Here is a 26,163-nt window from a genome sequence, read left to right as displayed (position 1 = left end):
CTTATAATTATTTTTTAAAATAAAGACACGGTTAAAAATTAAAAAACAAAAAATCACAGACCGCCTTCACCCTGCAACAGGTCAAAAGCGGTGTTCTGCGTGATGGATTATATTAGGATTGTAATTGGACTGCATGAAATTGCAGATGATCATCGATAAAACTTTGAATAAAGTAATAACCATGATCATAGCCGGCATGTTCACGTAAGCTCAGCGGCTGTCCGGCCTGCGCACAAGCGGCCTGGAACAGCGCCGGATTCAACTGGCTATAGAACTGATCCTGCAAGCCCTGATCAATTAAAATATCGGCAAATTGCTTGCCTTTTTGCTGGACCAGTGCGGTGGCATCATGTGCTTGCCAGCCTTGACGATCCTCACCTAAATAGGCACTAAAGGCTTTCTCGCCCCACGGGCATTGGCTTGGCGCACAAATCGGCGCAAAGGCAGAAACTGATTTAAATTTTTCCGGATATTTAAAAGCTAGCGTTAACGCACCATGGCCGCCCATACTGTGGCCAAAAATACCAATGCTGTCGGTTTGCACCGCAAACTGTTCACACACCAGCTTATACAGCTCTTCTGCAACAAACTGTTCCATCTGGTAATGCGCTGCCCAGGGTGCCTGGGTTGCATTAATATAAAAACCTGCACCCTGCCCGATATCCCAGTGATCGCCCTGCGCCACCTGCTCACCGCGAGGTGAAGTGTCCGGGCTAATCAGGATAAAGCCCAACTGTGCCGCCAGACGCTGGGCATGCGCTTTAATTGCAAAAGTTTCTTCGGTACAGGTTAAACCCGCCAGGTAAAAAAGCGCCGGACAGTCCTGACCGGCCAAGGCTTGTGCCGGCAGAAAAATACCAAAACGGCTTTCCCCGTTTAAGCTGCTGGAATTAAAACGGTAAATTCGCTGTTCGCCATCAAAGCATCGATTGTTCTGTATTAATTCCATCGTCTTATCCTGTTTTAAGGGCTGTCTAAAGTTAAAGGCATTTCATTTGGCTGCGCGACCACGGCTTGTGGGAATAAACGCTGCTCCAGTTGCGGCAACATCAGCTGCATGTTCTTGCCCATCGACCATTGCGGTTCAGATGGTTCAAAACCTTGTGCCTGCTCCCATTTTGCCACGGTCAGCTTGGCCTGTGCAAAAGCCTCGGCAAAGCTGTTATTTTCACGCATGGCCTGATCAAAGAAAGCCCGGCCAAAATAGGTATAATCGGCTTCGTTGGAACAGCCGAATGAAGCGCGATCTGCGGCCGATGCGGTAATTACCAAAGTATTGTCATTTTGCAGGGCCGAAACAAAACTGCCCGAATAACAGGCCGAGATCACAATTACGCGCCAGCGGATACCGGATTTATCCAGCGCATCGCGCAGCCATTTTGGATCAACCTGTTGCAGTTCCAGCGGGGCATTTTCCATTTCAAACTGGTTCGGCAAGCCATGTGAAGTCATGTATAAAAACAGCACATCGCTTTCCGGATTCATCTGCTTACCTATACGGCGTAGCGCCAGTTCCATACTGGTGCGTGAGGCAATCGGGGTGACATTGCGCGTCATCGGGTTATTGACCAGAATCATCGAGCGGCCAAAAGTGCCAAAGCGGGTATCGAACTGTTCCCGAATCCGCTCGACTTCGGACATAAACACATCCTGATAACTGGCTCCGGCCACCCCCAGAAAATACCAGTGTGATTGCGCAAATTCACCATACTGAATCTTCTCCAGCGCCTGATTCAGTACCTTGCTTTGTGCATAAAAGGCTTCTTCACTAAACGTCGGCGGGACCTCTTCCACTTTCCAGATTGGCTGGCTCTTGACCGACATCTGCCACACCACTAGGGTAAACAGCGTGGCCAGAACAATCAGCGCACGTTCCCACCACGGCCATTTCAGCTCACGGGAAAATACCCAGACCACCGCCAGACTCTGCCAGACAAACAGCACCATGAAAATCAGTGGCAGATAGTCATAGAACACATAAGGCAACACATCAATCATGCCCAGATATTGGATCAGGCTTTGCAATAAGGCGATGTGGGTGTCTAACACCAGCCACAGTAAAGCCGGTACCAGCATGAGGCGTGGATTATTAACGCGCTGGGACAGGAAAATCCCGACAATTAAGGCAATAAACGGCCACAAGGCATAACTGACCAGACCTTGCGGGTTAAAATCACCGGTTTCACCGGCGCTGAGCCAGCTAAATAAAGTATTGGCCAGACCACCTAAAATGCCCCAGAAAATCAGTTGCAGAATGGAAGGACGGACAATCTGTAAAGATCGGCGCGAACCAAAAAATAACCACATCCCCGCTGTTTGGTTGCTTTTAAAATCATGCCAAAAATTGATGGAGGGTTTAAAGTCGATCATAAGATTGTCGTTAGCAGTGGCTCGCTTTGTGCAGACTTAGTTTATGCCTGATGTCATAATTATCAATGCTCTTTTTTAACTATATAACAAATCTTTGCCCAGTTTTGAAGCGATTACCTGTTTACTTTGGTCGCGTCCTGCTGGAAGTAGGCATCGAAGCGGCAGGCATCTCCGGTCCATTGATGATCCGGTGTTTGCCCGGCCAGATACACCGCCAGACGTGGTCGCTTGACCACCACACGTTTGGCGATTTTTTGCGCCAGCGGTAGCAAGGCATCGCCCAAATCCATTTCGCCATGTTCCGGCAATAACAAATGCAGCAGCTGCATCTGCTTTTTGACCTGCGCCTGTTTTTTTACCGCCTGCTGGTTCTGGTCACGCTGTGGAAACATCGGGTCCAGATACACCACATCAACAGCCTGCCCTGCTTCTGCCTGCGCTTTTAAGTAATCAGCCGAATCGGAAAAAACCAGCTGGATGCGTGCGGCAACCTTGCTTAAAAACGGGTCCTGTAGGGCGCGCTGGTAGCTATCTTCCAATAAACTAAACAGAATCGGATGCCGTTCCACCAGCGTCACCTCAGCACCCAGATGCGCCATCAGCAAACTGTCATGGCCCAGACCTGCAGTTGCATCAATCAGCTGCGGTTTTTCCGCCAGGTTACAGGCACGGGCCAGCATTTCTGACTTTAATGACGCGCGTTTTAAACGCGGAATTTCAGCCTGCCAGTCTGGCTGCATTTTCATGCCCAGCGCACATAGCCACAGGCCATCGGCATCAACGCACAGCGCCATGTCTGGATGCAGTCTTAAAAAACGTGCATTCAGTTTGTCGATGACATCAATTTGAAGGGTAACCCCACGTGAAGAAAGCACAGCCTGATAGTGCTGTGCTTTCTCAAAAAATGCGGGTTCGGTATAGCAGCGAAGTTCGCTTACCATAAGGTCCAGCCTGTATATGCAAAGAGTAAAATCAGAAGGCCTGACACAATACGATACCAGGCAAAAATCATAAAGTCGCGTTTGGCCACATACGCCACCAGCGCGCGAATTAAGATTAATGCGGAGATAAAGGAAACAATAATCCCGACGCTCAGTACGGTCCAGTCCTGCGTGGTCTGGAAGACATCATAACTTTGATATAAATCCAGCAAGCCTGCGCCAATAATCACCGGAATTCCCAGAAAGAACGAGAATTCTGTCGCCGCTTTACGTGATACGCCCAGGAACATCGCCCCAATAATGGTCGCACCCGAACGTGAAGTGCCCGGAATTAAAGACAGTACCTGAATCAGACCAATCCAGATTGCATCTTTATAGGTCAGGTCTTCAACTTCCTGTGCCCGTACTTGAGGTGGATGCTTCTCAATCCAGATAATGATCAGACCACCAATAATCAGACCAATGGCCACGGCGATATCATTAAACAACATCGCTTTCACGGTTTGCCCGAAAGCCAAACCAATCAGAATAATCGGCAGCGAGGCCAGAATCAGGCCAAAGCCCAGACGGCGTCCGGTTTCTTCGCCGGTGAACATGCCGGTGGCTGCGCCCCAAAGCCGGGTCCAGTATTCATAAATCACTGCTGCAATTGCCCCCATTTGAATGGCAATTACAAAAACATCACTTTTTTCTTTGGTCCAGAAGTTCATCAGTTCTGAAGCCAAAATTAAATGGCCGGTACTGGAAATTGGTAAGAATTCTGTGATTCCTTCAACAATTCCCATAATTGCCGCTTTCAGCAGCAGTAAAAAATCCATAGAAAATCCTAGTTATGATTTGCCTTGTTCTGGAATTTTTTTCCAAGCATTATCCCGCAAATACACCGGTAATGCGTATTCCGCACTGACCCATGCTTCACGTTGGGCCAATACGCGTGCAATGGTAGCAATATCTTGCGCCGTTGCACTTAAGTCTTTGTATTGTGTTTGTTCTTGTTGCAATAAGGTTGAACCTGAGCCTACCAATGGGTACTGCGCTACGGCCGCCGCATTACTATAGCCCAATAACTGTTCTTCGCTCACCGGCTGCATAATGCCTTCTGCATCTAACTGGAAACTGGCGATATAGACTTCATTCATCCGCGCATCCAGCACTGCTGTTACCGCGCTTAAACCTGCTAGCCGATAAGCCGCTTGTGCCAGTGCCTGCAAGGTCGATACCGGAATGACCGGAAGATCATGTGACCAGGCCAGTGCCTGTGCCACCGCGGCATTAATCCGCACGCCACTGAACGAGCCCGGGCCACGGCTAAAGGCCACTGCGGTTAAATCGGCAGTGGCCGTTTCGGTCTGAGCAAAACCTTGCTCAATCATCGGGAGAATGGTTTGGGTTTGTGCCTTGGCGCGCTCATCCAACTGAAAAAACAGTTCCTGCGTGTCATTTACAATCGAAACGGAACACTGCTCATTGGCAGTTTCCAATGCCAGTAACTTCATGCACAACCTTAAAATTAAATTTTAAAAACTGGCCGCTATCATACTCCACTCCTAGACACTAGGCGAGAACTTCACCGGCTTTCACACAGAAAAAAAGCCAGTTTCAAACTGGCCTTTAGGTATCTTAAAGTTCGACTTTTTCCAGTTGCTGGAAATGCTTGAAGTGCTCGGCATAATGTAAGGCACTCAGTTTCAGGCGGGCTGCCCCTGCTTCATCCAGGGTTTTTACAATCTTGCCGGGAGAACCCATCACCACCGAATTATCCGGGATGACTTTGCCTTCCGGAATCAGCGCATTGGCGCCAATAATACAGTTTTTCCCAATCACGGCATGATTCAGCACCACCGCGTTAATACCAATCAGGCTGTTATCGCCGATGGTACAGCCATGCAACATGGCCTGATGACCGATAGTGACATAGTTACCAATCTGCATCTCAATACCCGCATCGGTATGCAGCACCGCATTTTCCTGGACATTACTAAAATCTCCAAGACGAATCAGGCTGTTATCGCCACGCACCACCGCGCCAAACCAGATACTCACCTGCCGGCCCAGCTCGACCTGACCAATGACCGTTGCGGTTTCGGCGACCCAACCATCCCATGGTTGATGTAATGCTTTTGGGGCAATGCCCTGAAATTTATACAACATTAAAATTCCCTATTTAGATGATTTAAATCGAAACGTCGGTGAATTCAGTAAAAATGGCCATTCTTTTTGATAATCCAGCCCATACTGAAATAAAGCCACCAGCATCCGTGCAGTTAATCCCCAGACAATCTCATTTTCAACGCGCATGCTGGGAAAATATAAGGACTGATGGGCATAGCGCACCTCATATGGCACCGGCGGCGCTTCCATCAGATTTTTTAAAGAGGCGAAAAAAATACGGTCAATTTCGGTCGGTTGCGCTGACAGCTGCACCTCCGGTGGAATCAGGCCGACAATGGGTTTGACCAGCATGCCATTACGCGATTTTTGCATTGGCAAATCGCCAATCAGTTCCACATCAAAAGGATTCAGCGCGGTTTCTTCCTGTGCTTCGCGCAGTGCCACCACAATATTACTGGTATCCTGCGGATCGCGCTTGCCGCCCGGGAAAGACACCTCACCGGCATGGCTGTTTAAATAGGCCGAGCGGCGGGTCAGCAGGACTTTCGGCTGAGCTTCATCGGTAATGGCAATCAACACGGCCGCATGCGCCTCACGCATACTTCGCGAGAAGCGTAAGCGCTGTTGCAATTCCTGTGTCAATGAATGCTCTACCATCTTTTATTATCCTGATTGCCTGACTTTCATCATAGCTGAAATTCTGGGCAAAAGGATAGAAATGATGCCAAAGTTCATTTTTTCAGTTATGCTGATCAGCAACTTTATCGTTGATGCTGAATATGAACTTTTGCGGAACGTGTGGACATAAAACAACGGAAAAAATTCCTTTAGGCGATCATCAGTTACGCCGTGTTTGCAGCCATTGTGGTAGTATTCATTATGTGAATCCGAAAGTGATTTGCGGTGCTTTGGTGCTGTGGGAAGATCAGGTGTTATTATGCCGCCGTGCCATTGAACCGCGTTATGGACTCTGGACCCTACCTGCCGGTTATATGGAACTGTTTGAAACCATGGAACAAGGCGCGGCACGTGAAACCCGTGAAGAAGCAGAAGCGGAAATCGAAATTGAGCAGCTGTACTGTATGTACAACATTCCACGGATTGGCCAGATTTATGTGCTGTTTAAAGCGCAGCTGATTGAAGGTCAATTTGGGGCGGGTGAAGAAACCATTGAATCGCGCCTGTTTAGCGAAGATGAAATTCCATGGGCAGAACTGGCCTTCCCAAGCGTGGAACACACCTTAAGACATTATTTTGAAGATCGCAAAAACCAGCATTTCCCGACTCATCTGGAAACCTTGGGTACGCGTTTGGATCATACTGGTTAACAATAAATATCCCCGCCAAGAAAAAGCCCATCCGTAGATGGGCTTTTGTATTTTAATGAATATATTGCTGTTACTGGATACGCACCTGTTCCGGGTTATAACAGTCCGCCACTTCGATGCTCACGGTTCCACCGGTGAGTTTAGCCAGTTCTTTATCGGCATCCGTAGCATTGTTGCTATCCTGATTGGTAAAAGTCTTGAGCTGCAAGGTATACAGGTTACTCCATGACACCGTGTTGTTGCCGGAGAAGTCACTCAGGCTAATCCGGGTCGAGGTATGATTGACCAGATTGCCCATATTCAGTCGCGCACCACCCACCACCATGGCCTGCTCGCCCTGGGTATTGTCAACCCGGGTATTCAGGCCAATTACCGCACCATTCAGCTGATTAAAAACCGGATTCGCCAGAATCATCCGCAGGGTAATCGCCTGATTGCTCAGATCAGTTGCTCCCAGCACACCAATACGATATTGCGTGACATTATTACTATCCACAATCTCTGGCGTACTGCTATCTGTAGCGACTGCACAGCTTCCCGACAGATCGGTTGCGGTCGGATTTGGGCTAATATCGGTACGGATATTGCCCTGCTCATCCAGCACAATCCCGAGTTTCATTGCTGGCGCGGCATTATTGGCAAAATTGAAATTCAGGGTGGCATATAACGGGAAAATATAACGCTCACCCAAGGCCACATTTTTCGCCGAAGTAAAGATCCGGTTATCCAGGAAGTTCACCTGGAAATATTTATAGATATCCAGTGAGCCCTTGAACTGATCCGTACCAATGGTCTGGGTCCAGCGGCCATATTCTTCCGGTTTTCCTGTCGGGAACTTGGTCAGGGTTTTATAAATACCTTCGGTGCCGGCAATCATATAATCGTTATACAGTTTCCCTTGGGTCACGGTAAAATCTTCAGTCCGGTTACTGTTGATGCTAAAACGATAAGGCCCCTGGATCGTTTCATTCAGTGGATTAATCCAGTTATTTTGCGCCGCTGCGGTCATCAGTTCCGGGCGGACACGTTTTAAGAAATCGGCCGTAATGGTCAATAACGGGTTTTCATTGCTGGTCGACATGGTTCCGCGCCACTGCATACCATAACCAAAAGTATAACCCGAGCGATCGGTCATCAACTGGAACTGGCCAATCAGGTGTCTTAAGGTATTCGAGTTCTGTTTGCAATCATCCTGATTACAGCCATATAAACCTTGTGGTAAGGTCGAACCCTCCACAGCCAGTACCGGATAATTGGCCTGATAAGAGGCAGAGTTGGTCATATAAACCAGGGTTTTCAGCGCGTCAAAGGCCTGCGCATCACTGACGGTGCTCAAGTCAACCCAAGGACTTAACTTGCTGACATAGGCACCGGAACGGTAATCCTCCAGCGTCACCGAACCCAAAATATCATCCAGCTGTTCTTTTTTTAGCGCAGAAATATAAAGTGGCTGCACATCACCGGCAATGGTTGGCCGCTCCTGGTTCTTGGAACTTTCAATTGATAAAGCCTGTAAAATACGTGTAATTGCCTGTGCCACTTGAACAGTTGAATCCGATGGGGTCAGTTCGGTTGCGGCCTGTCCGGTTAAGCCACGGGCAATATCCAGCAGGGTTAAACGCGGCAAGCTGGCACTGACCGAATTGGCCAGACCAATATCAGCTAGGCTTACTGTCCCCAGATTAATTGATTTTTCTGTTTTTTCCTGAATAAAGAAATGGACTTTATCACCGGCACTACATTTACCTGTGGCGGCATTGGTGGTTGGCGCAATCAGGGTAATATAGGTTTTGCTTGGATCACTGCTACAGGTGAAATTCAGGCCATCCACCGGATAATCCAGGGCAAACTCCACACAGTTTTGCCCGCTAACACAACTGCCATTAATTTCCGACACAATATTCGGCTCTGGAATGACATTGGCACTTTCACCACCACAGCCACTGAATGCCATCATCAAGGCGGTACTGCCCAAGGCTAAAATATTTGATTTCTTCATCCTGATGTCTCATGTTTTTTATTGATCTAAGGCAATAATTTTCAATTGGCCCTGATTACTTAACTGGCGGTTTTCCATATCGATTGCCGATGCCAGCGGGGTTAAAAGAAGATAACGGGTTTGAGCCGGCAATTGAATCACCCCTTCCACCTGCTCATGTTGCAATAAGGTGGATTGAGTATCCTGGCTCTTGTAGCCGCCTGCACCTTCAATCACACAGCCTTGCGCATCCAGAAAAACGGCAAAAGGCCAGTAAAATGTAGGTTGCCGGGTTTTAGAAGCGTATGAATTCACCTGAAGATGGCGTAAATCTCCCTCCAGCTTCACCACCTCATAATCAAATTCATCTGTTAATGGTGCACGTGGCCAGAGATTGACGTCTTTCTGTACGGCCAGGGTCTTGGCATGTTTAATTTTTTTATTGTTAAAACAGGACTGGCCTAAACTGCTGATGGCATCGGCCTGTGCAATACGATAATAAGTCGATGACAGCACCATTGGCTTGACACTTTCTGGCTGGCGTTTCTTGAACAGGCGATCCAGCACCGATTGTCCGACTCCTTTTTCACGTTCTACCACCTGCACCCGGGTCGCACCACCGCCCAATTTACTGTCAACTACGCCTTCCGGCATCATATAAAAACGCTTTTTCCCCTCCAGGTTAAATTCACTGTGTTCCAGGTATTCATTATTGACGTACTGCTCCCCTTCCATTTCGGTAAAACCGGAAGATGAAGTACGGTCTGGTTGATCAGCTTGCACAGTCTTCAATACTTTCTGAGATTCAGTTTGCGGGATGACAGATGTAATCGTTGGAGATGATGAAGCTGATACCGGTTTTGTGGTTGCCGATACAACTGGTGTGACGACAGGCTGTTCCACAACTGCTGTATCTGGTGTTTTTTGTGGGATACTTTCTGTGAGTTTTACCGTAGTGACTGGTTGAGTCGGTACAGTACTAACTGTGGGTACGACTGCAACAGCAGGAGCTCTGACAGGTTCAGAAACGGGAATTTGCGCTTGCGGCTGCGCCGGATTCAAAGCAGACGATGCTCTACTTTGTGCCTGCGTTTTGTTTACCGGCACAGCTTCTTTTTTCGCGGCCGGCCGGGTTTCGGCCTTACGCTGTACCACCATCGGCCGGCCATCCGGGCCAATAATGGTATAAAACTCATTGGCATAACTTACACTGGCCGAGCCCAAAGACAGCGCCAAGAGTGAAGACAGGCAAATCAAGCCAGATAAACGCTTTGTCACTTTTACCATCGTGTTCTATAGCTCAGACCTAAAATTGTAATGTTGCTAGCGGTTTTGACATTCAGTCCCGCATACGGGTTGAGTAATAAGTTATTCACCCCTTCTTTGTTGGCTAGGCTACTGGTATTGGCTGGAATTTTGTCCCGGCTTTGCAGAAAGCCGATCGATAAATCCAGGTCAGTATCGGCATCAAAACGATAGCCCACACCTAAACCAAACAGACGTGCATTATTAATGGGTACCATGGTATTACGCTTGTCATCTGGAATCGCACTGGTTCGTGGTTCATAACCGGCACGCAGCTTTAAACGGTCGGTAGCAGAATATTCAATCCCGATGCCCCAACTCCATGGTGACTGGAAGCCCATCGGCAAGGCCAGCGAGCTGTCAGAGACATGTTCAGACAATAATTTGGCAATTTTCAGGGCAGAAATCTGGCGGTCAAATTCAAACTTGAACTTGTCCCAAGCAGCATAATCGGTCCAGCCGACATCAAAGTTCACCTGTAAATCTGGCATTACCTTGTATTTAATCCCGGCCTGGAAATGCGCTGGATATTCAAAATCCATCGCCACCAGCCCTGACTCACTGGCCGGAATATAGTTCGGGAAGCCTAAAATTGCCGCCAAAATTTGCCCGGTTGGGGAAGACATCAAGCCTTTAATCAGCTCACTCGGCGCCTTGGCATTATCAATATGATATTTACCTTTGAGCCGCATTTTGGCGGAGCTTTGATAGACCATACCAAAGCTGAAATCTTCACGTGGCTCCCATAACACCCCGAGGTTATAGCTTGGGCTCAGACTTTGCTCGACGGCCAGATCCATTTGTCCAAAACGACCAAACGGATTCATGCCTTCCTGTGCGTTACAAATCCCCAGCAACAGAATATCGGTAATAATATCGGAGTTTTCTTTAAACGGGGTACAGACGACTTCATCAATCATCCGCAGCATCCCGATCAGGTCATTCGGGAAACGCAAGTCGGTATTCATGGCAATGGCCTGGTAGGACATCCCCACCGATGCCCCGACCGATAGCTCATCATTGACCTGATAGGCAATTGACGGTGATAGATAGGTAATCCGTTCCAGTGCCACCTGCTGCCCCATGAAGTTACCTGGGTTGCCATCTTCAGCACCAAAACCGGCAATTAACGGCGCATACATCGCAGTAGCAAAGGTGGTTTTAGACCCCGGCGGATTGTAGGCAATCCCTGCTGTTGGTGCGGCCAGTGGCATGCCTTCACCCAGATCAACAAACTTTTTCAGTACCGGCACATACAGCGATGCATATTCCACATCACCCGATACTTCACCTTTAAAGTCGGTACAAAAGTCAGCCAGAATTTCCGGTCCATCATGACAGACCAGTGGATCATCGGAATAACCAAATACGTTATAGTCGGCTGGCGCAGAAAACTCACGCTGTACATCAAAGTGCGCCAGCACCCCTTGTACATCGGTTTGCAAGCCTTCAATTTTAGTTAAGGCTGCCGGGTTAAAATGAATGGCACTAATGCCCGGTGGATCTGCCGTGACCGCGTTGCCCATGGTCAAGGAACGGATATCGACAGACAGGTTTTGTCCCAATTGTGCAAAAGCAGCACTCGAACAGCCCGATAAGATCAGCGCAGACACTAACGGGCGAAGTCGAATTATTTTCATACGACCAGCCTCTTAGCGAAGTTTCTTACCAAAGCCCAGAATATCGAGTGGGAAAGACAGACCTAAAGACACATCCGGTGCATCTTCTGTCAAACCAATACCAACAGTACCATTGACAATCGTTTCAGGAGAAACGCGCACCCCTAAAGAAATGGCCAGGGTAGAACTGGTCTGATCGGCCGGAGAATAAGACTCTCCTCCATCATACATAAATTCAGCACCAGTATTAAAACTCTGCTGATACGACATGGTCATTGAAACATCGTAGTTAAAGGAATAGGCAAAACCAAAGGCGAAACCACCACTAATGCCCGGCTCAAATTCCTCAATAATACGTGGGCCACGAACTTGGTTTAAGCCCGACTCTTTAAAACCATAATTGGCGGAGACCGAAGCGAATAACACCACTGGGTCGATATATTTACGCGTACTGGCTCCAATCCCTGCAGAATAATAGCCCTTACCGGTCGCAAGTTCGGTAGTGCTATTAATTTCATACGGGCTATCACCGGTTTTGGTCGAAAGATTTCCGAATAAAATTAGTGGCAAACGGCCGGCTTTTAAAGGGAAAGGTTCCCAGCGTGCGCCTAAAGAAATATCTCCCAGACCCGCGGTATTCGCATCTTTTAATTGATCGGTCTTGGCCACCAAAGGTAAAGAGGCGGTTAAGGTCAGGTTATCCAATAATCCATATTGAACGGTGAAAGTATTGGTCAATGCATGCGATGCATTTTCCTGAACACGTAACTGATAGATTTGGCCTTGCGCCATTTCCATATCAATCTGCGTATCACGATAATAGGTATAATCAATATCGTAATAAGATGAGATATTGCCTTTTTTGATTAAGGAATATTGGCGTTCATTGGAGGTAAAGACTTCTTCCAGATTGGCTTCTTTGGTAGCATCCCCTTCCTGCCGCTGTAACGCAGTTGATGCAGCCTGCTCAGCACTCGGTGCAGTCGCTGTTGCTGTTTCAATATTGGCCTCAGCAACTGCTTCAGTGCTAACTTCTTCAGGGCTTGAGTTTTCTGCTGGAGCTGTGGCTTCTGACGCAAGCTGCTGCTCTTCTACTGCTTCATATTGTCCTAATTGTGGCTCTTCTGCAGCATAAGCAGCTGCGCCCCAGACCATTTGGATACTGATGGCCAATACGGTTTTATTCATCCATTTAGATTTCATCTTCTTCCCTTCCAATTTTTAATTTTTTTTCGTTTTTAAAGTAAATATTTACTTACTTTTATAATAGAGTCTTAAAAAGTTGTACTGATGTTCGCCGAAATTCTCTGACTCAGGATTTATGTTTCGTTCTAAACGAATGGTCGAGGCTTTATCGGCAATTTTGTCCATATAGAATTGTGGATATTGAATATTGACAAAGGCATGATGGTTAACAGTGGCATCTTCAACATGGCGCATATCACTATCCTGTAAAGCCAAGAAGTCTTTACGATATTCAGGCGCCACATTAATCAGGAACAAGGTATTGTTTTCCCACACCTCTTTAAAACGCTGCTCATCAAAACTGATATTCCCCAGTGCCGGGTCGGCCACATAGACCCGGCCATCCTTATAGGCCTTATACACCACAAAATGCTTAAAACCGGCATAGGAAATCGGCACAATTGCGGGCTGGCCCTGCTTGACCAGATCTGAAAATTCCCCACGATAGCCGCCACTTTCCATGCCCAATGCAGCAACAAAACGTTTCATATCCAGCAAAGAGAAACTACGCCGTTCAATAATGCGCTCATATTCCCCATAACGTAGCAAACCACTCATGGTCTGCTGCTCTGTCAATCGGGTTCCGACATAACCATTTAACAGCGTGGTTAAAGCGGCCGATCCACAGCTATAGTCATAAGCCTGACGTACAATGCCCCGGAATTGATCTTGTAAAGCAGGTTGAATACGTACAGGCTCACGATGCATACGGGTAAAAGAAGAATTGCGGGAATCCAGTGTCTCCGTATAGCGTACGGTTTCCGGATGTTGTTCCTTTAAGTCGAAGGCTTGTGTGGCAGCGTAATACATCAATGCCGAGCCTAATGCGATCTCTAACATAATTTTTTACTTTTCAAGTTCCAGGCAGCTCTGCCAGTTCATTTTTTATTTTTAGAGTAAGAACTCTACTTCCATGTATTTAGCAAGATACCTTTTTTTTAGAAAAAAAACAGTATTTTTTTATATTTTTGCCAACTTTTACAGTTTTTGTGTAAAAAAAAGCGCGTGAAAACACGCGCTTTTTCAATAGAAGACTTAGTGACCACGAATAGTGATAACCGCCCCCGGAAGATATTGACCAGCCGCTGGGCTGAAATAGGTTTGCATACCTTGAATTTCAACATCACCGATAGATGCAGCATCTCGGCTACCTAAATGAACACCTTGTACATAGTGATCTTTAGCACCACCATGGCTAATCATCTGGATATAACCTTTGTCATCCGGGTTGCTGACACTTGCACCCATAACACGCACATCTTGTGTAATGGTTAAGTCATTCTTATCTGCATCGGCAATTTTAATACTTTCAATAAAGATCTCACCTGCTGCACGCTCAGCACTTGCCGTTGAGTTATCCAGAATACCCAAATTATTAATTTCAAGACCACCCTTCATCGTAGTATTCAGTTTAATCATCGCCCCTTGTGGCGCAGCACCTAACTGGATATTGGCTGTCATTGGGCCTGTCTTAAGCGATAAACCTGAAATAATCGCATTGTAGTTATTGTCGTCACCACCACGGCGAAGTGCTGAGGTTGAGCTTGCGCTGCCTTGCACACCCGAAGCAGTTACACCAATCTCACCAATTTTAATATCCAGACCAGACACATCAGCTGCGATGTTAATAAAGGCTGTGTTACCACCACCTGCACCGGCATCAGAGTCAATTTTTAAATCTGCCAAGTTACGAGAGTCAAGTAGATAAACACCTCCATCATCATAGTTAGCACCAACGACGATACCAAAGTTTTCATTCGCATCACCAGCAATGCCATTCCCTTGAATAACAATCGCACCAGCATTATCAATGGTACCATTTAAACCATCATTATCATGGATAAAGAGCTTTTCAATTTCAATTTTTGAAATACCGATACCAATCGATAAACCATCTTGACCTGTGGTTGCGCTAAGTGCTGAATCATCCATTGCCTGCATTGCAAATGCATTTGCACTTAATGCCATTGAAGATACTAAAGCTAGTTTAGTAAATGTTTTCATATTTACTCTCCCAAGAGTATTATTTTTTTGATTGTTACCACTCTTGTGCAGCGGGTTGATTATTTGTTTTTAGCAACCTGCTACGTATTTCCTTGAGCGGCTGGATAGCACTAACAAAGTTATCCCCCTGTCAATTTTTGTTCAACTGCTATTGATCATATTTTTCAGCTTGCCGATAAACGGTCATAAGCATTTTCTTGGCGCAGAATCAGGTAAAATAGATATTTATTGTTGATTTTCTCCAAATTTATGGCCACCTCATCTTTCTACAAACAAGTACTTTGTGAATCCTCCTATACCCCAGCAGAAATTTTAAAGGCGCTGGGTTCACTCTCACATCTTGTTTATTTAGAAAATAATGGCCAACCGATTATTGGCTTATCGGCAAAACATTACTACCTTATTCAACAAAATAAATGGCAGTATTTTAAGCAACACAGTTTTAATCATTATCTTGAAGAAACAGCAGCGCCTTCTTTAGATGACTTTTTGCAGGCAACTGGTTGTATTGGCGACAGTTATTTTAAAGGTGGGCTGATCGGTTTTATCAGCTACGATTATGCCGCCCAACAGCACATTCATACTCAAAGCAAAGCTCAACCGTGTTTATTTCTAGGACAATTTCACAGTTTTCTAACTCTGGAAAATGGGCACTGGTATTTCACCAGCGATGAGCAGCAAGCCGAATTTTTATTGACTTATATTCAAAATTTGTTGGCTCAAAAACAGGAGAATTCATTTAAATTAACTCAGGCCTGTACCGCACGCTGGAATAAAACTGAATATCAACAGGCCTTTAATCAAGTCCAGGATTATATTGTTGCAGGTGATTGTTATCAGATTAATTTAACCCAGGAATTTAAAGGTTCTGCGGAAGGATTATTATTAAATACCGCTGCAGATTTTTGGGCGCTAACCCATGCTCCTTATGCTGGTTATTTAAAAATAAATGACTTTGAATTACTTAGCTGTTCACCTGAATTATTTATTGATTTTCTGCCTCATCGGCAACTCCTCACCAAACCGATTAAAGGCACCATGCCACGCTATACAGATCCACGATTAGATGAACAATCTAAACAGACCTTAAAAAATTCTGAAAAAGATCAAGCTGAAAATGTGATGATCGTCGATTTACTGCGTAATGATCTGAGTGTCTATGCCGAAACCGGTTCAGTAAAAACGCCGAAGTTATTCAATATTGAATCATTTAAACAAGTACATCATATGGTGAGTGAAATCACCGCGACGTTAAAAGCAGAGATCAATCCACTAGATGTATTGCTGTCTGCACTTCCGGGCGGCTCGATTACTGGCGCCCCTAAAATTCGCGCCATGCAGATTATTGAAGAGCTGGAAGGCACACCACGCGGGGCCTATTGCGGATCAATGGGTTATTTTAATTTTGATGGTACCGGTTCCTGGAATATTCTGATTCGCTCGATTCAAAAATATCAACACGAAGTTTCGTTATGGGCCGGTGGTGGTATTACCATTGCCTCTGATTGTGATGCAGAATATCAGGAATGTTTTGATAAGGTTTCGGCGATGCTGGATTTACTCAATACCTGGTACACACCTGAATAAATAAAAAAGCGACTCAATTGAGTCGCTTTTTTATGAATCCCTCCCCTTGAGAACCATTGTTTCTCACCTTTTCTAGAGGGAAGAGTTCCCTCCTTTATCAAAGGAGGGTTAGGGTGGATTCACTTAAGCCAAAATCTCGTTTTTCAAAGTATCCACTAAACGCTGGTTTTGTTCATCGGTACCGATGGTGATCCGAAGGAATTGGTTAATCCGTGGCTTGTTAAAATAACGCACAATGATGCCACGTTCACGCAATTCAGCTGCCAATTCACCCGCGTCTTTACTTGGCAGTGAAGCAAAAATAAAGTTGGCACTCGATGGCAATACCTTAAAACCCAGCTCAGCCAGCTGAGCTACCAGTGTTTCGCGACTCGCAATCACTTTCTGGTTCTGCGCTTCAAAGTATTCCTGATCTTCAAACGATGCGACAGCTGCTGCAATCGCGAAACGATCCATTGGATAAGAGTTAAAGCTGTTTTTCACCGCTTCCAGCGCAGCAATTAAATGTGGCTGGGCAATCGCAAAACCGACCCGTAAACCAGCCAAAGAACGCGATTTAGATGTGGTTTGACATACCACTAAATTCTCGTATTTTTCCACCAGGCTGACCGCAGATTCGGCACCAAAGTCTACATAGGCCTCATCAATCACCACAACTGAGTTTGGATTGGCTTGAAGCACTTCCTCAATGGCAGCCAGGCCCATATCAATACTGGTTGGTGCATTCGGATTGGTAATAATAATGCCGCCATTTGGCTGCTTATAATCATCCACCACAATTTCAAAATTGTCATTTAGAGGGATGACCTGGGTATTAACCCCAAAAAACTGGCTATAGACCGGGTAGAAACTATAGGTAATATCCGGATACAACAGCGGCAGATCCTGAACAAAGAAGGCTTTAAAGATATGTGCCAGCACTTCATCAGAACCATTGCCGACAAAAACCTGCTCAACCGGTACCTGCTGCTGTTTGGCAATGGCCTGTTTTAACTCGGAAGCATCCGGGTCTGGATACAAACGTAACGCATCCGCCGAGTTTGCCAGTACCTTCTGCACCGCTTCCACCACTTTTGGCGATGGCGGATACGGGTTTTCATTGGTATTCAATTTGAGTAAATTCTGGATTTTCGGTTGTTCGCCCGGTACGTACGGTTCTAATTCACGTACTGCCGGACTCCAGAAGCGCATTTGTTCGGTGGTGATATTCATTTTTAAATTCTCAAAGTTCCCTCTCCTGAGCAAGTTTTAAAGCACAGCTTTAAAATGAAGCGCAAGTGAGGGCTAGGGAGAGGTTTTCTATTTCTTTAATTACTGATAACGATAACGTGCTGATCTCGCATGTGCATCCAGGTTCTCTTGCTGCGCCAATACATCCGCAGTTTTGGCCAGAGTTTTCACCCCTTCTTGCGAACACATGATCAGGCTAGAACGTTTCTGGAAATCATACACACCCAGCGGTGAGGAGAAACGCGCAGTACCTGAGGTTGGCAGCACGTGGTTTGGACCAGCACAGTAATCCCCAATCGCTTCAGGGGTATAACGTCCCATAAAGATTGCCCCGGCATGACGAATATCTTCTGCCATCACTTGCGGATCATCCATGCATAATTCCAGGTGTTCAGGTGCCACCTGATTAATTAACTCAATCGCTTCCTGACGATCCTTCACCAATACCAATGCACCACGGTTTTCAATCGAGGTACGAGCGATCTCTGCTTTTGGCAATGCTTCTAGGTGCTTTTCAATCCAGCCATCAACAGCATTCAATAATTCTTCATCTGGTGTAATGAATACTGCTTGCGCGACGGTGTCGTGCTCGGCTTGTGACAATAAATCCATCGCCAACCACTCTGCATTATTCTCGCCTTCGGCATAAACTAAAATTTCCGAAGGTCCGGCGATCATATCAATACCGACTTGACCAAATACCGCACGTTTTGCTGCTGCGACAAAACGGTTACCTGGACCGGTAATTTTGTCGACCGATGGAATGGTTTCTGTACCATAGGCCAGCGCCGCGACCGCTTGTGCACCACCAATGGTAAACAGACGTGTCACGCCCGCTAAATAGGCCGCCGCCAGAACCAGTGGATTCAACTCACCATTCGGCGCCGGAACCACCATGATAATTTCAGGCACACCCGCGACATGCGCAGGAACAGCATTCATGAGTACTGAAGATGGATAAGACGCCAGACCACCCGGCACGTAAATGCCCACGCGGTCCAGTGGCGTGACTTTCTGACCCAAGGTATTGCCCAAGGCATCAACATAGGTCCAGCCATCCTGCTTTTGCGCCTGGTGGAATTCACGGATACGTGCTGCAGCCAGCTCCAGTGCCTCACGCACTTCAGTGTTTAATGCGTCAAAGGCAGCTTTAAGCTGTTCCTGGGTCAGTTCTAGATCTGAAAATTGATGCGCGGGATGTCGATCGAACTGCTGAGTTAATTTAAGAACATGAGCATCACCATGCTGACGGACATCAGCAATGATTTGGTCTACGGTTTTTAACAGTTCTGGATCACTCACTGTTTCAAAAGCCAACAAGTCAGCAAACACCTGCTTGAAGTTCTGATCTTGAGTCGATAAACGTCGCATCAATTTACCCACAAGGTTGATATGGAAAAGATTAGTTTACCTGTTTTCAAGGCTTTTGTGGGTATCAATCGCGCATTGGGCCACGGACTTTTATGGAAAATTACTTTTGCTCAAATTGAAGAAAAGTATTAACAGGACTGTTCTCATAGACCGCCATAAAAAACCGCTCTCAAGAGCGGTCTTTTATTTGAACAACTTACGCCTGTTTGGCCTGTTCACGATCAGCCACAGCCTGTTCTAGCTGGGCAATAATCGGATTTAACAACGCCTGTTTACGTTTAAAACTGGCTTTGTTGACGATTAAACGGGAAGATACTTTACAGATTTCTTCCAGTGGTTCTAAACCATTGGCACGTAACGTATTTCCGGTATCGACCACATCGACAATGTAATCACCCAGGCCGACCAGCGGTGCCAGTTCCATCGAACCGTAAAGCTTGATCACATCAACCTGTTCACCCAGGCTGGCATAGTATTGACGGGTCAGGTTCACATATTTGGTCGCAATTTTTAAGCGGCCTTTTGGACGAACCATACCGACTTTACCCGCTGTCATCAGTTTACAGTTGGCAATTTTTAAATCTAATGGTTCATAGACATTTTGTGCGCCATGTTCCATCAAGACATCTTTACCTGCCACACCTAAATCTGCTGCGCCATTTTCCACATAGGTCGGCACATCAGAAGCACGTAAAATCAGAATACGCACCTGTTTATGGGTGGTTGGAAAAATTAACTTACGGGATTTTTCAGGATCTTCCAGCAAGTTAATGCCCGCTGTTTCCAGCAGCGGCAGTGTCTCTTTTAAAATACGTCCCTTACTTAATGCTAAAGTTAAACCATGATCAAAATTGCCCATTACGTCAAAGTTTGGATCATCGTTTCTCATATCGCTCATTAACTTACTCGCTTAATTTGGGCACCTAAACCTTGTAACTTCGCTTCGACATTTTCATAACCGCGATCAATATGATAAATACGGTCAATCAGTGTTTCCCCTTCAGCCGCCAGAGCTGCTAACACTAAAGAGAACGAAGCACGTAAATCTGTAGCCATGACAGGTGCTGCAGATAATTTTTCTACACCGGTTACCACAGCATCATTGCCTTCAACCTGAATATTGGCGCCCATACGTGCCAATTCAGGAACATGCATAAAACGGTTTTCAAAAATCGTTTCAGAGATGGTGGCAAAACCACGACCAACGGCATTCACCGCCATCAACTGGGCCTGCATATCGGTCGGGAAATCTGGATGTGGCAAAGTACGGAAGCTGACCGCTTTCGGACGTTTACCCATCATATCCAGTTCAATCCAGTCATCCCCACGGGTGACTTCTGCGCCCATCTCTTCAAATTTGTCTAGCACCGATTCCAGCAGGGCCGGATCGGTATGCGTGGTTTTAATCTTGCCACCAGTAATGGCTGCCGCCGCCAGATAGGAACCGGTTTCAATCCGGTCCGCCACTACCGCATATTCACAGCCGTGCAGACTTTCTACACCAGTTACCACCAAAGTATCGGTATCCAGGCCTTCGATTTTGGCACCCATCTTAATCAGCATTTGTGCCAGATCGGTGATTTCCGGTTCACGCGCAGCATTCCGGATGGTGGTGACACCATCCGCCAGCACGGCAGCCATCAAGATATTTTCAGTGCCGCCTACGGTTACCATATCAAAAACCACTTCGCCGCCTTTTAAGCGGCCATCGACTTTGGCATGTACATAGCCATTTTCGACCTGGATTTCTGCACCTAAAGCTTCTAAAGCTTTTAAATGCTGATCGACCGGACGCGAACCAATCGCACAGCCGCCCGGGAGTGATACTTGTGCACTGCCATAGCGCGCCAATAGCGGTCCAAGCACCAAAATAGACGCACGCATGGTTTTAACGAGCTCATACGGTGCAAACTGGTTGTTCAGGGTTGAGGTATCGGCCACCACAGTATCGCCTTCATAAGACATGGTGATACCGAGGCCCGCAATGAGTTTAACCAGTGTGTTTACATCTTTCAGATTAGGCACATTGGTCAGGGTAATAGGTGAGTCGGCCAGAATCATGGCAGCCAGTAATGGCAATGCTGCATTCTTTGCACCAGAAATGCGCACTTCACCTTCGAGCTTAATACCGCCCTGAATTAAAAATTTATCCATTAATTTATTAAGCTCCGAATAAGCTTGCTTTACGCCATTCTTCTTTGGTCATTGCTTTAATTGTTACCGCATGAACTTCACCGCTGGCGATCAAGGCATTAATCGGCGCATACACTGCCTGTTGGCGTGCAACAAGACGTTTGCCTTCAAACTGATCATCGACAATACGAAGATCAAATTTACCACCCTGCCCACTAACGACTACATCTGCCTCTGGAAAAGCAGCTTTTAAAATTTCAGCGAGCTGTTCATTATTCATCACAAGACCTCTTATAGGACCAACGGTGTAAAACCGGTCATTTTACTATAAATGAAAAAAATAATTCATTAGTCACATACATTATATATAAAAAAAGAGGTTTTTTAAAAACCTCTTTTTGCCGATTGTTTCAGCTAAATCGCGACAGGCTGATAAACCAGCTGCATTTTGCGATGCTTGTCTAATTGGCGTTTTAATTTTTCTGACATTTTCTTAATCGATGTATACATATCATCAGCACAGGCCTGGGCAAACAGCTCCGTTCCAGGTAAACGGATAATCGCTTCTGCGATATGGTTGGCACTGCCTTTTTTAGAATGCTTATCGATCTGATGATCTTTACTGAGCTTCACCTGCATACTATTGACCTGATCCAGATGTTTGGTCATTTGCGCGAACTTTGCTTTTATATTTTCTTCAATTGCAGGTGTAATTGATAAATGATGGCCACGAATTGTTATTTGCATAATTCTATCCCTCACCTTCGTTAGGATTAGACGAGTCATCATCAAAATGATTCACGTACAGGACCAGAACTGCTGCTCAGTGATACCTTCATGCAATCATTTTGACTCATCCTCATAGAAAAAAAGATTCATTATGTTGTCATAATGAATCTCTAGAATAGGCAGATTTTCAAAACTAGATCAAGACTTTTCTTTCAGAAGAAGATGGAATATGTAAAGATTCGCGATATTTTGCAACCGTACGTCGCGCCACATCAATTCCCTCTTCTTTTAAAATATTGGCAATTGCGTTATCAGACAAAGGCTTACGCAGGTTCTCTTCAGCAATCAGTTTTTTGATCTTGGCACGAATCGCAGTTGACGATGCTTCACCGCCCGATGTAGTGCCAACATGACTTGAAAAGAAATATTTCAACTCAAACAGGCCACGCGGGGTCAGCATATATTTATTGGTGGTCACGCGGGATACCGTAGATTCATGCAGCTCGACCTCTTCGGCAATATCGCGTAGCACCAAAGGTTTCATGCCTTCTGCGCCAATTTCCAGAAAAGTACGCTGATGCTCAACAATACAGGTTGCCACTTTCAGTAAGGTTTTATGCCGCTCATCAATACTCTTGATAAAGTTTTTGGCTTCCAGCATCTGATTGCGTAAATACTGATTGTCATCACTCTGATCGGCACGACGAATCATATTGGCATAAAACGAGTTAACCCGGAGCTTTGGCATGACATCCGGATTCAGCTGTACCTGCCAGCTGTCATTTTTTTTCATCACCACCACATCTGGAATCTGATAATCCGACTCTTTATCTTCAAACTCCATACCCGGATGCGGTTTCAAAGTTTTCAGCAACTCGACCGCACATCTCAGCTGATCGGTATTTAAACCAGTCTGCTTGAGTAGTTTTGGAATTTCATTGCTGATTAATAACTCATAATGGGTCATCAACTGCATAGCATCCTGACGACATGGGGTATTTGTCGGCAGACTTTCCAGCTGAATCAACAGACATTCCGCCAGATGACGCGAACCAACCCCCACCGGCTCCAGCCGTTGAATATGTTTCAATACCACCAGCACTTCATCGTCTTCGATGCTGTCTTCATACTCCATCGAATCGAGCAGATGCTGGACTGAAGCAGTAATCTCGCTGATATCGCTTTCCAGAAAACCCTTATCATCCAGAGAATCAATAATGCAGTAAGCAATCAGCTGGTCAATTTTAGAAAAATGCAGCAGGTTAATCTGCTCCAGCATATGCTCTTTTAAACCCAGTACACCCTGACGGTTATCTTCACGCTCTTCATATTCTGGCGTACCCAAACTGGTCGGCTGATGGGTATAGACATCATCCCAGTCGGTATCGACCGGTAAATCATCTGGCAGATGATCGGCATTTAATTCATTGGTTAAATCTTTTTGATCACGATCTGTATCTGCCGCTGACAGACTCTCAACATCGGCCTGTTCTTCAACTTTCTCTAATAATGGATTACTATCGAGCTGTAATTGAATTTCTTGCTCAAGTTCTAAACTTGATAATTGAAGTAAACGAATGGCCTGTTGCAACTGGGGTGTCAATGACAGGGAGTTGGCAACTTTTAATCCCACTGATAACTTCATACTACCCACCTTTTTTAATACCGCGTTTTATAAGCAATTTTTATGCCTGTTTTAATTTTTATAGCATGCTTTTATTAAAAAATATACAAAAAAATTTTCATAAAGAAAGGCCACCCGAGGTGACCTTCTGTAATTGCTGATAAATTTAGAACAATGCTTTTGGCAAACGGATCTGAATAATTTCATTATCATCGGCCAAATTGGCATTTCGTCCGCTTGAACCCGGGAAGTTATTATCATTCAGTACAGTAATCAGGTCTGGGCCTTCAATGACAATATCTTCAATGGTCTGAAACGGAAAACCAAAACGCTCACCGGTCGCAATATCGCCCGCTCGCGCAGTGCCATAAAGTAAATCCGGATTGGCAATATCCATCAAATTGACCAGATCTTCTCTCTGCATATTCTGACCAGCGGTGCTGAGCGTGACTTTAATCAGCTTTTTATAGCCCAGCAGATCGTTTTCACTATCATCCCGTTCAATAATAATTCCTTCAGTCGGGCTATACAGTTGAAAATCACCAATCGCGGTGGCGCTAGTATGCAATGGAAAATAATAATATTTGCCTGTATAGACTTTTTTTGCCAAATCAAATTCAGACACGATTAAACGATTAGAACTATCGTTCAGTAATGGCTTTTCCAACAGCGGATACAGATATTTTCCATCTTGAGAGATCGCCATACCCTCAAAGCCACCACTACGCTGTACCAGCGGTTCAACAAAATTCAGCTGTTCTTTATTGAACTGATTCTGAGGTGAACGCAGCTCTTGCGCCGGATTCAGTGGATTCGGTAATGGAATTGGTGGACTCAGCAATATACCGTCGGCAGAAAAATGCAGTAAATAGGGTCCAAACTCATCTCCAATCCAGATCTCGCCATTCGGTGCGCGTTGCATCGATTCCGGATCAAAATCGGCACCAGTTAATAAACGTTCGACCGTGTCTTGATGGACGATAGAAAAGGGAATCAGTTTATTCGGATCACGCAGCTGCACATAACTTAAATGCTTTACTTCAGCATTAGCTGCTGTTTTTGCTCTAAAGGTCGGTTGAATCACATGCAAACGCAGCAGATAGTCAGCCGAGTTATCTTGCGTGCCAAAACCATTGTCAGACATCACCAGATAAGTCCCATCATTATTTTTTAAAGCAGCCGAAAAACCTTGCACAGGCTGCCCTGGAAATGGCGGCAAAATTCCGTTTGCACCGGTCACATATGCACCGGAATCTGGCCCTTCTGCATAGGTGGCCACATCCAGTTTTGCAAAAGCCACCAAAGTTGGCTCATTGATCAAGGGTGTAGGCGTCACCTGCGTCTTTTCATCAGAATCATTACATCCGTTCAAGCCCAACACAACGGCCATAAAAAGGCCAATAGATCTTTTTTTCATAAAGTTTAAAAATAGCAATTGGGGAAACCATTCAAACAAGAAAAAATGACAGTGTTGGGATGATTCAGTGACAATTTAAAGACCGGTTTTTGCGACCGAATACTTGTCTTTCTATTTATTTGATCATGATGCTTAGGATCTGTTGACATTTCATAATGGTAGCCAAATAAAGATACAAGCTAAGGCAACAGAATTTTCATAGCTTTGCTTTAGCTTGTCATAACGTGTGGCAATTCCTCTAAATTGCTTTAATCTAGCAAAGGCATTCTCAACTAAATGCCTGATTTTATAAAAATACCAATCCACATGATCATTATTTGAAAGCGTATTGGATTTCTTGGGAATATTAGCTTGAGTTCCCGTTTTTTCTATCTGTTCTCTCAAGGATTCAGAGTCATAACCCTTATCGGCACAGAGAATTTCTGTCTCGTGCAGGTCTATATTGTTAACTAATTTCGGTGCCACTTTTACATCATGGGTCGTACCATCCTCTATCAAAAACTGAACAGGGTTCCCATGAGAATCAACTGCCAAATGAATTTTAGAACTATTTCCACCGATACTTTTTGAGATAGCCTGATCCTTGATTCCTGTAGCATGCTGATGAGCCCTCACATGGCTAGTATCAATAAATACCCACTCTAGATCAGCATCAGATGAAATTAACTTAAATATTTTTAATAACTTATTATCTTTCGACCACCGGGAAAATTTCTTGAATATGGAGTTTGGCTTTCCGAAGGCAGCAGGTAAATCCCGCCACGGGCAGCCTGTACGGATTCTATAAAGAATAGCTTCAATAAAATTTCGAAGATTTTGTTTGAGATAAATACGAAAATTACGGAAAATGTTTTCTAACTTAGACCAGTGTTGATCAGTCAACATTGTACGAGGCATAGCGAGGAGTAGATTTGGTTTGGCGATTAAATTCTACTTTCTCGCTATTTTTTTTGCACAGTAAATGTCAACAGACCCTAGATACTTTTCTGGGACTTATAATTCTTTAGCTTTATTAAAAGCATAAAAAAATCCCCCAAGCTTTTGCTCGGGGGATTTTGAATTAATGAGCTGGCGATGACTTACTCTCACATGGGTAACCCCACACTACCATCAGCGCTAAGAGGTTTCACTTCTGAGTTCGGGAAGGGATCAGGTGGTTCACTCTTGCTA

At 45.4% G+C, this 26,163-nt stretch carries 24 protein-coding genes and 1 rRNA gene; 2 read left to right on the top strand and 23 right to left on the bottom strand.

Going from position 1 to position 26,163, the window contains the following annotated elements; translation table 11 throughout:
* Nucleotides 1-112: 112 nt before the first annotated feature.
* The 7 genes from fghA to FTU50_RS10735 all read right to left on the bottom strand — a co-directional run bounded on the left by fghA (nt 113) and on the right by FTU50_RS10735 (nt 6,080).
* Complete coding sequence (gene fghA, locus FTU50_RS10765; RefSeq protein WP_005179891.1) at nt 113-949, bottom strand: S-formylglutathione hydrolase; 837 nt, start codon at nt 947-949, stop codon at nt 113-115.
* A gap of 14 nt (nt 950-963) precedes the next feature.
* Nucleotides 964-2,370, bottom strand: coding sequence for a C13 family peptidase (locus FTU50_RS10760; protein ID WP_180006995.1), 1,407 nt, complete (start codon nt 2,368-2,370; stop codon nt 964-966).
* A gap of 113 nt (nt 2,371-2,483) precedes the next feature.
* Nucleotides 2,484-3,311, bottom strand: a complete 828-nt coding sequence (locus tag FTU50_RS10755) for a class I SAM-dependent methyltransferase (RefSeq protein WP_180046941.1) — start codon at nt 3,309-3,311, stop codon at nt 2,484-2,486.
* Nucleotides 3,305-4,129, bottom strand: a complete 825-nt coding sequence (locus FTU50_RS10750) for an undecaprenyl-diphosphate phosphatase (protein ID WP_163141281.1) — start codon at nt 4,127-4,129, stop codon at nt 3,305-3,307. Before FTU50_RS10750 ends, FTU50_RS10755 begins: the two co-directional genes overlap by 7 nt.
* Before the next feature lie 12 nt (nt 4,130-4,141).
* Nucleotides 4,142-4,807 carry a tRNA (adenosine(37)-N6)-threonylcarbamoyltransferase complex dimerization subunit type 1 TsaB gene (tsaB, locus tag FTU50_RS10745; protein WP_127801888.1) on the bottom strand — a complete coding sequence of 222 codons (666 nt, stop codon included), beginning with the start codon at nt 4,805-4,807 and terminating at the stop codon, nt 4,142-4,144.
* Between the two features lie 124 nt (nt 4,808-4,931).
* The gene (locus FTU50_RS10740; protein WP_163143421.1) at nt 4,932-5,459 is read right to left on the bottom strand and encodes a gamma carbonic anhydrase family protein; all 528 of its coding nucleotides are present in this window, start codon (nt 5,457-5,459) and stop codon (nt 4,932-4,934) included.
* A 12-nt stretch (nt 5,460-5,471) separates the two neighbouring features.
* Entirely contained in the window at nt 5,472-6,080 is a 609-nt protein-coding gene (locus tag FTU50_RS10735) for a CoA pyrophosphatase (protein WP_005179902.1), read from the bottom strand.
* Between the two features lie 122 nt (nt 6,081-6,202).
* Between FTU50_RS10735 and FTU50_RS10730 the strand changes: the two genes are divergently transcribed.
* On the top strand, nt 6,203-6,751 hold the full coding sequence (locus FTU50_RS10730; protein ID WP_104470910.1) for an NUDIX hydrolase: 549 nt from the start codon (nt 6,203-6,205) through the stop codon (nt 6,749-6,751).
* A gap of 70 nt (nt 6,752-6,821) precedes the next feature.
* Here the strand turns inward: FTU50_RS10730 and FTU50_RS10725 are convergent, their stop codons facing one another.
* The 6 genes from FTU50_RS10725 to FTU50_RS10700 form a co-directional block, all read right to left on the bottom strand.
* Nucleotides 6,822-8,750: a flagellar protein FilF gene (locus FTU50_RS10725; RefSeq protein ID WP_180046940.1), complete on the bottom strand. Its 1,929-nt coding sequence runs from the start codon at nt 8,748-8,750 to the stop codon at nt 6,822-6,824.
* An 18-nt stretch (nt 8,751-8,768) separates the two neighbouring features.
* A complete protein-coding gene (filE, locus tag FTU50_RS10720) occupies nt 8,769-10,016 on the bottom strand; it encodes a putative pilus assembly protein FilE (RefSeq protein ID WP_180046938.1) in 1,248 nt (415 codons plus the stop codon).
* The gene (locus FTU50_RS10715; protein WP_016659496.1) at nt 10,010-11,674 is read right to left on the bottom strand and encodes an OmpP1/FadL family transporter; all 1,665 of its coding nucleotides are present in this window, start codon (nt 11,672-11,674) and stop codon (nt 10,010-10,012) included. The genes filE and FTU50_RS10715 overlap by 7 nt, the downstream gene beginning before the upstream one ends.
* A 12-nt stretch (nt 11,675-11,686) precedes the next feature.
* Entirely contained in the window at nt 11,687-12,856 is a 1,170-nt protein-coding gene (locus FTU50_RS10710) for a hypothetical protein (RefSeq protein WP_180046936.1), read from the bottom strand.
* A gap of 48 nt (nt 12,857-12,904) precedes the next feature.
* Entirely contained in the window at nt 12,905-13,738 is an 834-nt protein-coding gene (locus FTU50_RS10705) for a C39 family peptidase (protein WP_180046935.1), read from the bottom strand.
* A 195-nt stretch (nt 13,739-13,933) separates the two neighbouring features.
* Entirely contained in the window at nt 13,934-14,902 is a 969-nt protein-coding gene (locus FTU50_RS10700) for a DUF6160 family protein (protein WP_180046933.1), read from the bottom strand.
* Nucleotides 14,903-15,151: 249 nt separating this feature from the next.
* On the opposite strand from FTU50_RS10700, the gene FTU50_RS10695 reads away from it, so the two are divergent.
* Entirely contained in the window at nt 15,152-16,489 is a 1,338-nt protein-coding gene (locus FTU50_RS10695; protein ID WP_180062697.1) for an anthranilate synthase component I family protein, read from the top strand.
* Nucleotides 16,490-16,612: 123 nt separating this feature from the next.
* Here the strand turns inward: FTU50_RS10695 and hisC are convergent, their stop codons facing one another.
* The 10 genes from hisC to rrf all read right to left on the bottom strand — a co-directional run.
* Nucleotides 16,613-17,701: a histidinol-phosphate transaminase gene (gene hisC, locus FTU50_RS10690; RefSeq protein ID WP_005179917.1), complete on the bottom strand. Its 1,089-nt coding sequence runs from the start codon at nt 17,699-17,701 to the stop codon at nt 16,613-16,615.
* 99 nt (nt 17,702-17,800) lie between these two features.
* Complete coding sequence (hisD, locus tag FTU50_RS10685) at nt 17,801-19,102, bottom strand: histidinol dehydrogenase (RefSeq protein ID WP_168370025.1); 1,302 nt, start codon at nt 19,100-19,102, stop codon at nt 17,801-17,803.
* A 184-nt stretch (nt 19,103-19,286) separates the two neighbouring features.
* Entirely contained in the window at nt 19,287-19,988 is a 702-nt protein-coding gene (hisG, locus tag FTU50_RS10680) for an ATP phosphoribosyltransferase (RefSeq protein WP_005179926.1), read from the bottom strand.
* Nucleotides 19,988-21,244: a UDP-N-acetylglucosamine 1-carboxyvinyltransferase gene (murA, locus tag FTU50_RS10675; protein WP_005179929.1), complete on the bottom strand. Its 1,257-nt coding sequence runs from the start codon at nt 21,242-21,244 to the stop codon at nt 19,988-19,990. Before murA ends, hisG begins: the two co-directional genes overlap by 1 nt.
* Nucleotides 21,245-21,251: 7 nt before the next feature.
* Nucleotides 21,252-21,503: a BolA family iron metabolism protein IbaG gene (ibaG, locus tag FTU50_RS10670; protein WP_005179933.1), complete on the bottom strand. Its 252-nt coding sequence runs from the start codon at nt 21,501-21,503 to the stop codon at nt 21,252-21,254.
* A 134-nt stretch (nt 21,504-21,637) separates the two neighbouring features.
* Entirely contained in the window at nt 21,638-21,970 is a 333-nt protein-coding gene (hpf, locus tag FTU50_RS10665; RefSeq protein ID WP_005179935.1) for a ribosome hibernation-promoting factor, HPF/YfiA family, read from the bottom strand.
* 175 nt (nt 21,971-22,145) lie between these two features.
* On the bottom strand, nt 22,146-23,597 hold the full coding sequence (locus FTU50_RS10660; protein WP_016659503.1) for an RNA polymerase factor sigma-54: 1,452 nt from the start codon (nt 23,595-23,597) through the stop codon (nt 22,146-22,148).
* Between the two features lie 145 nt (nt 23,598-23,742).
* Nucleotides 23,743-24,993: an esterase-like activity of phytase family protein gene (locus tag FTU50_RS10655; RefSeq protein WP_257222831.1), complete on the bottom strand. Its 1,251-nt coding sequence runs from the start codon at nt 24,991-24,993 to the stop codon at nt 23,743-23,745.
* 150 nt (nt 24,994-25,143) lie between these two features.
* Nucleotides 25,144-25,890: an IS5 family transposase gene (locus FTU50_RS10650; protein ID WP_180062695.1), complete on the bottom strand. Its 747-nt coding sequence runs from the start codon at nt 25,888-25,890 to the stop codon at nt 25,144-25,146.
* Nucleotides 25,891-26,059: 169 nt separating this feature from the next.
* Nucleotides 26,060-26,163 (bottom strand): 5S ribosomal RNA (rrf, locus tag FTU50_RS10645); the annotation flags it as partial.

It is taken from the genome of Acinetobacter sp. YH12112, assembly GCF_013418945.1.
Lineage (GTDB): Bacteria > Pseudomonadota > Gammaproteobacteria > Pseudomonadales > Moraxellaceae > Acinetobacter > Acinetobacter indicus.
Note: the sequence above shows the minus strand (reverse complement) of the source record. Positions and strands in the feature narration are given on the sequence as shown.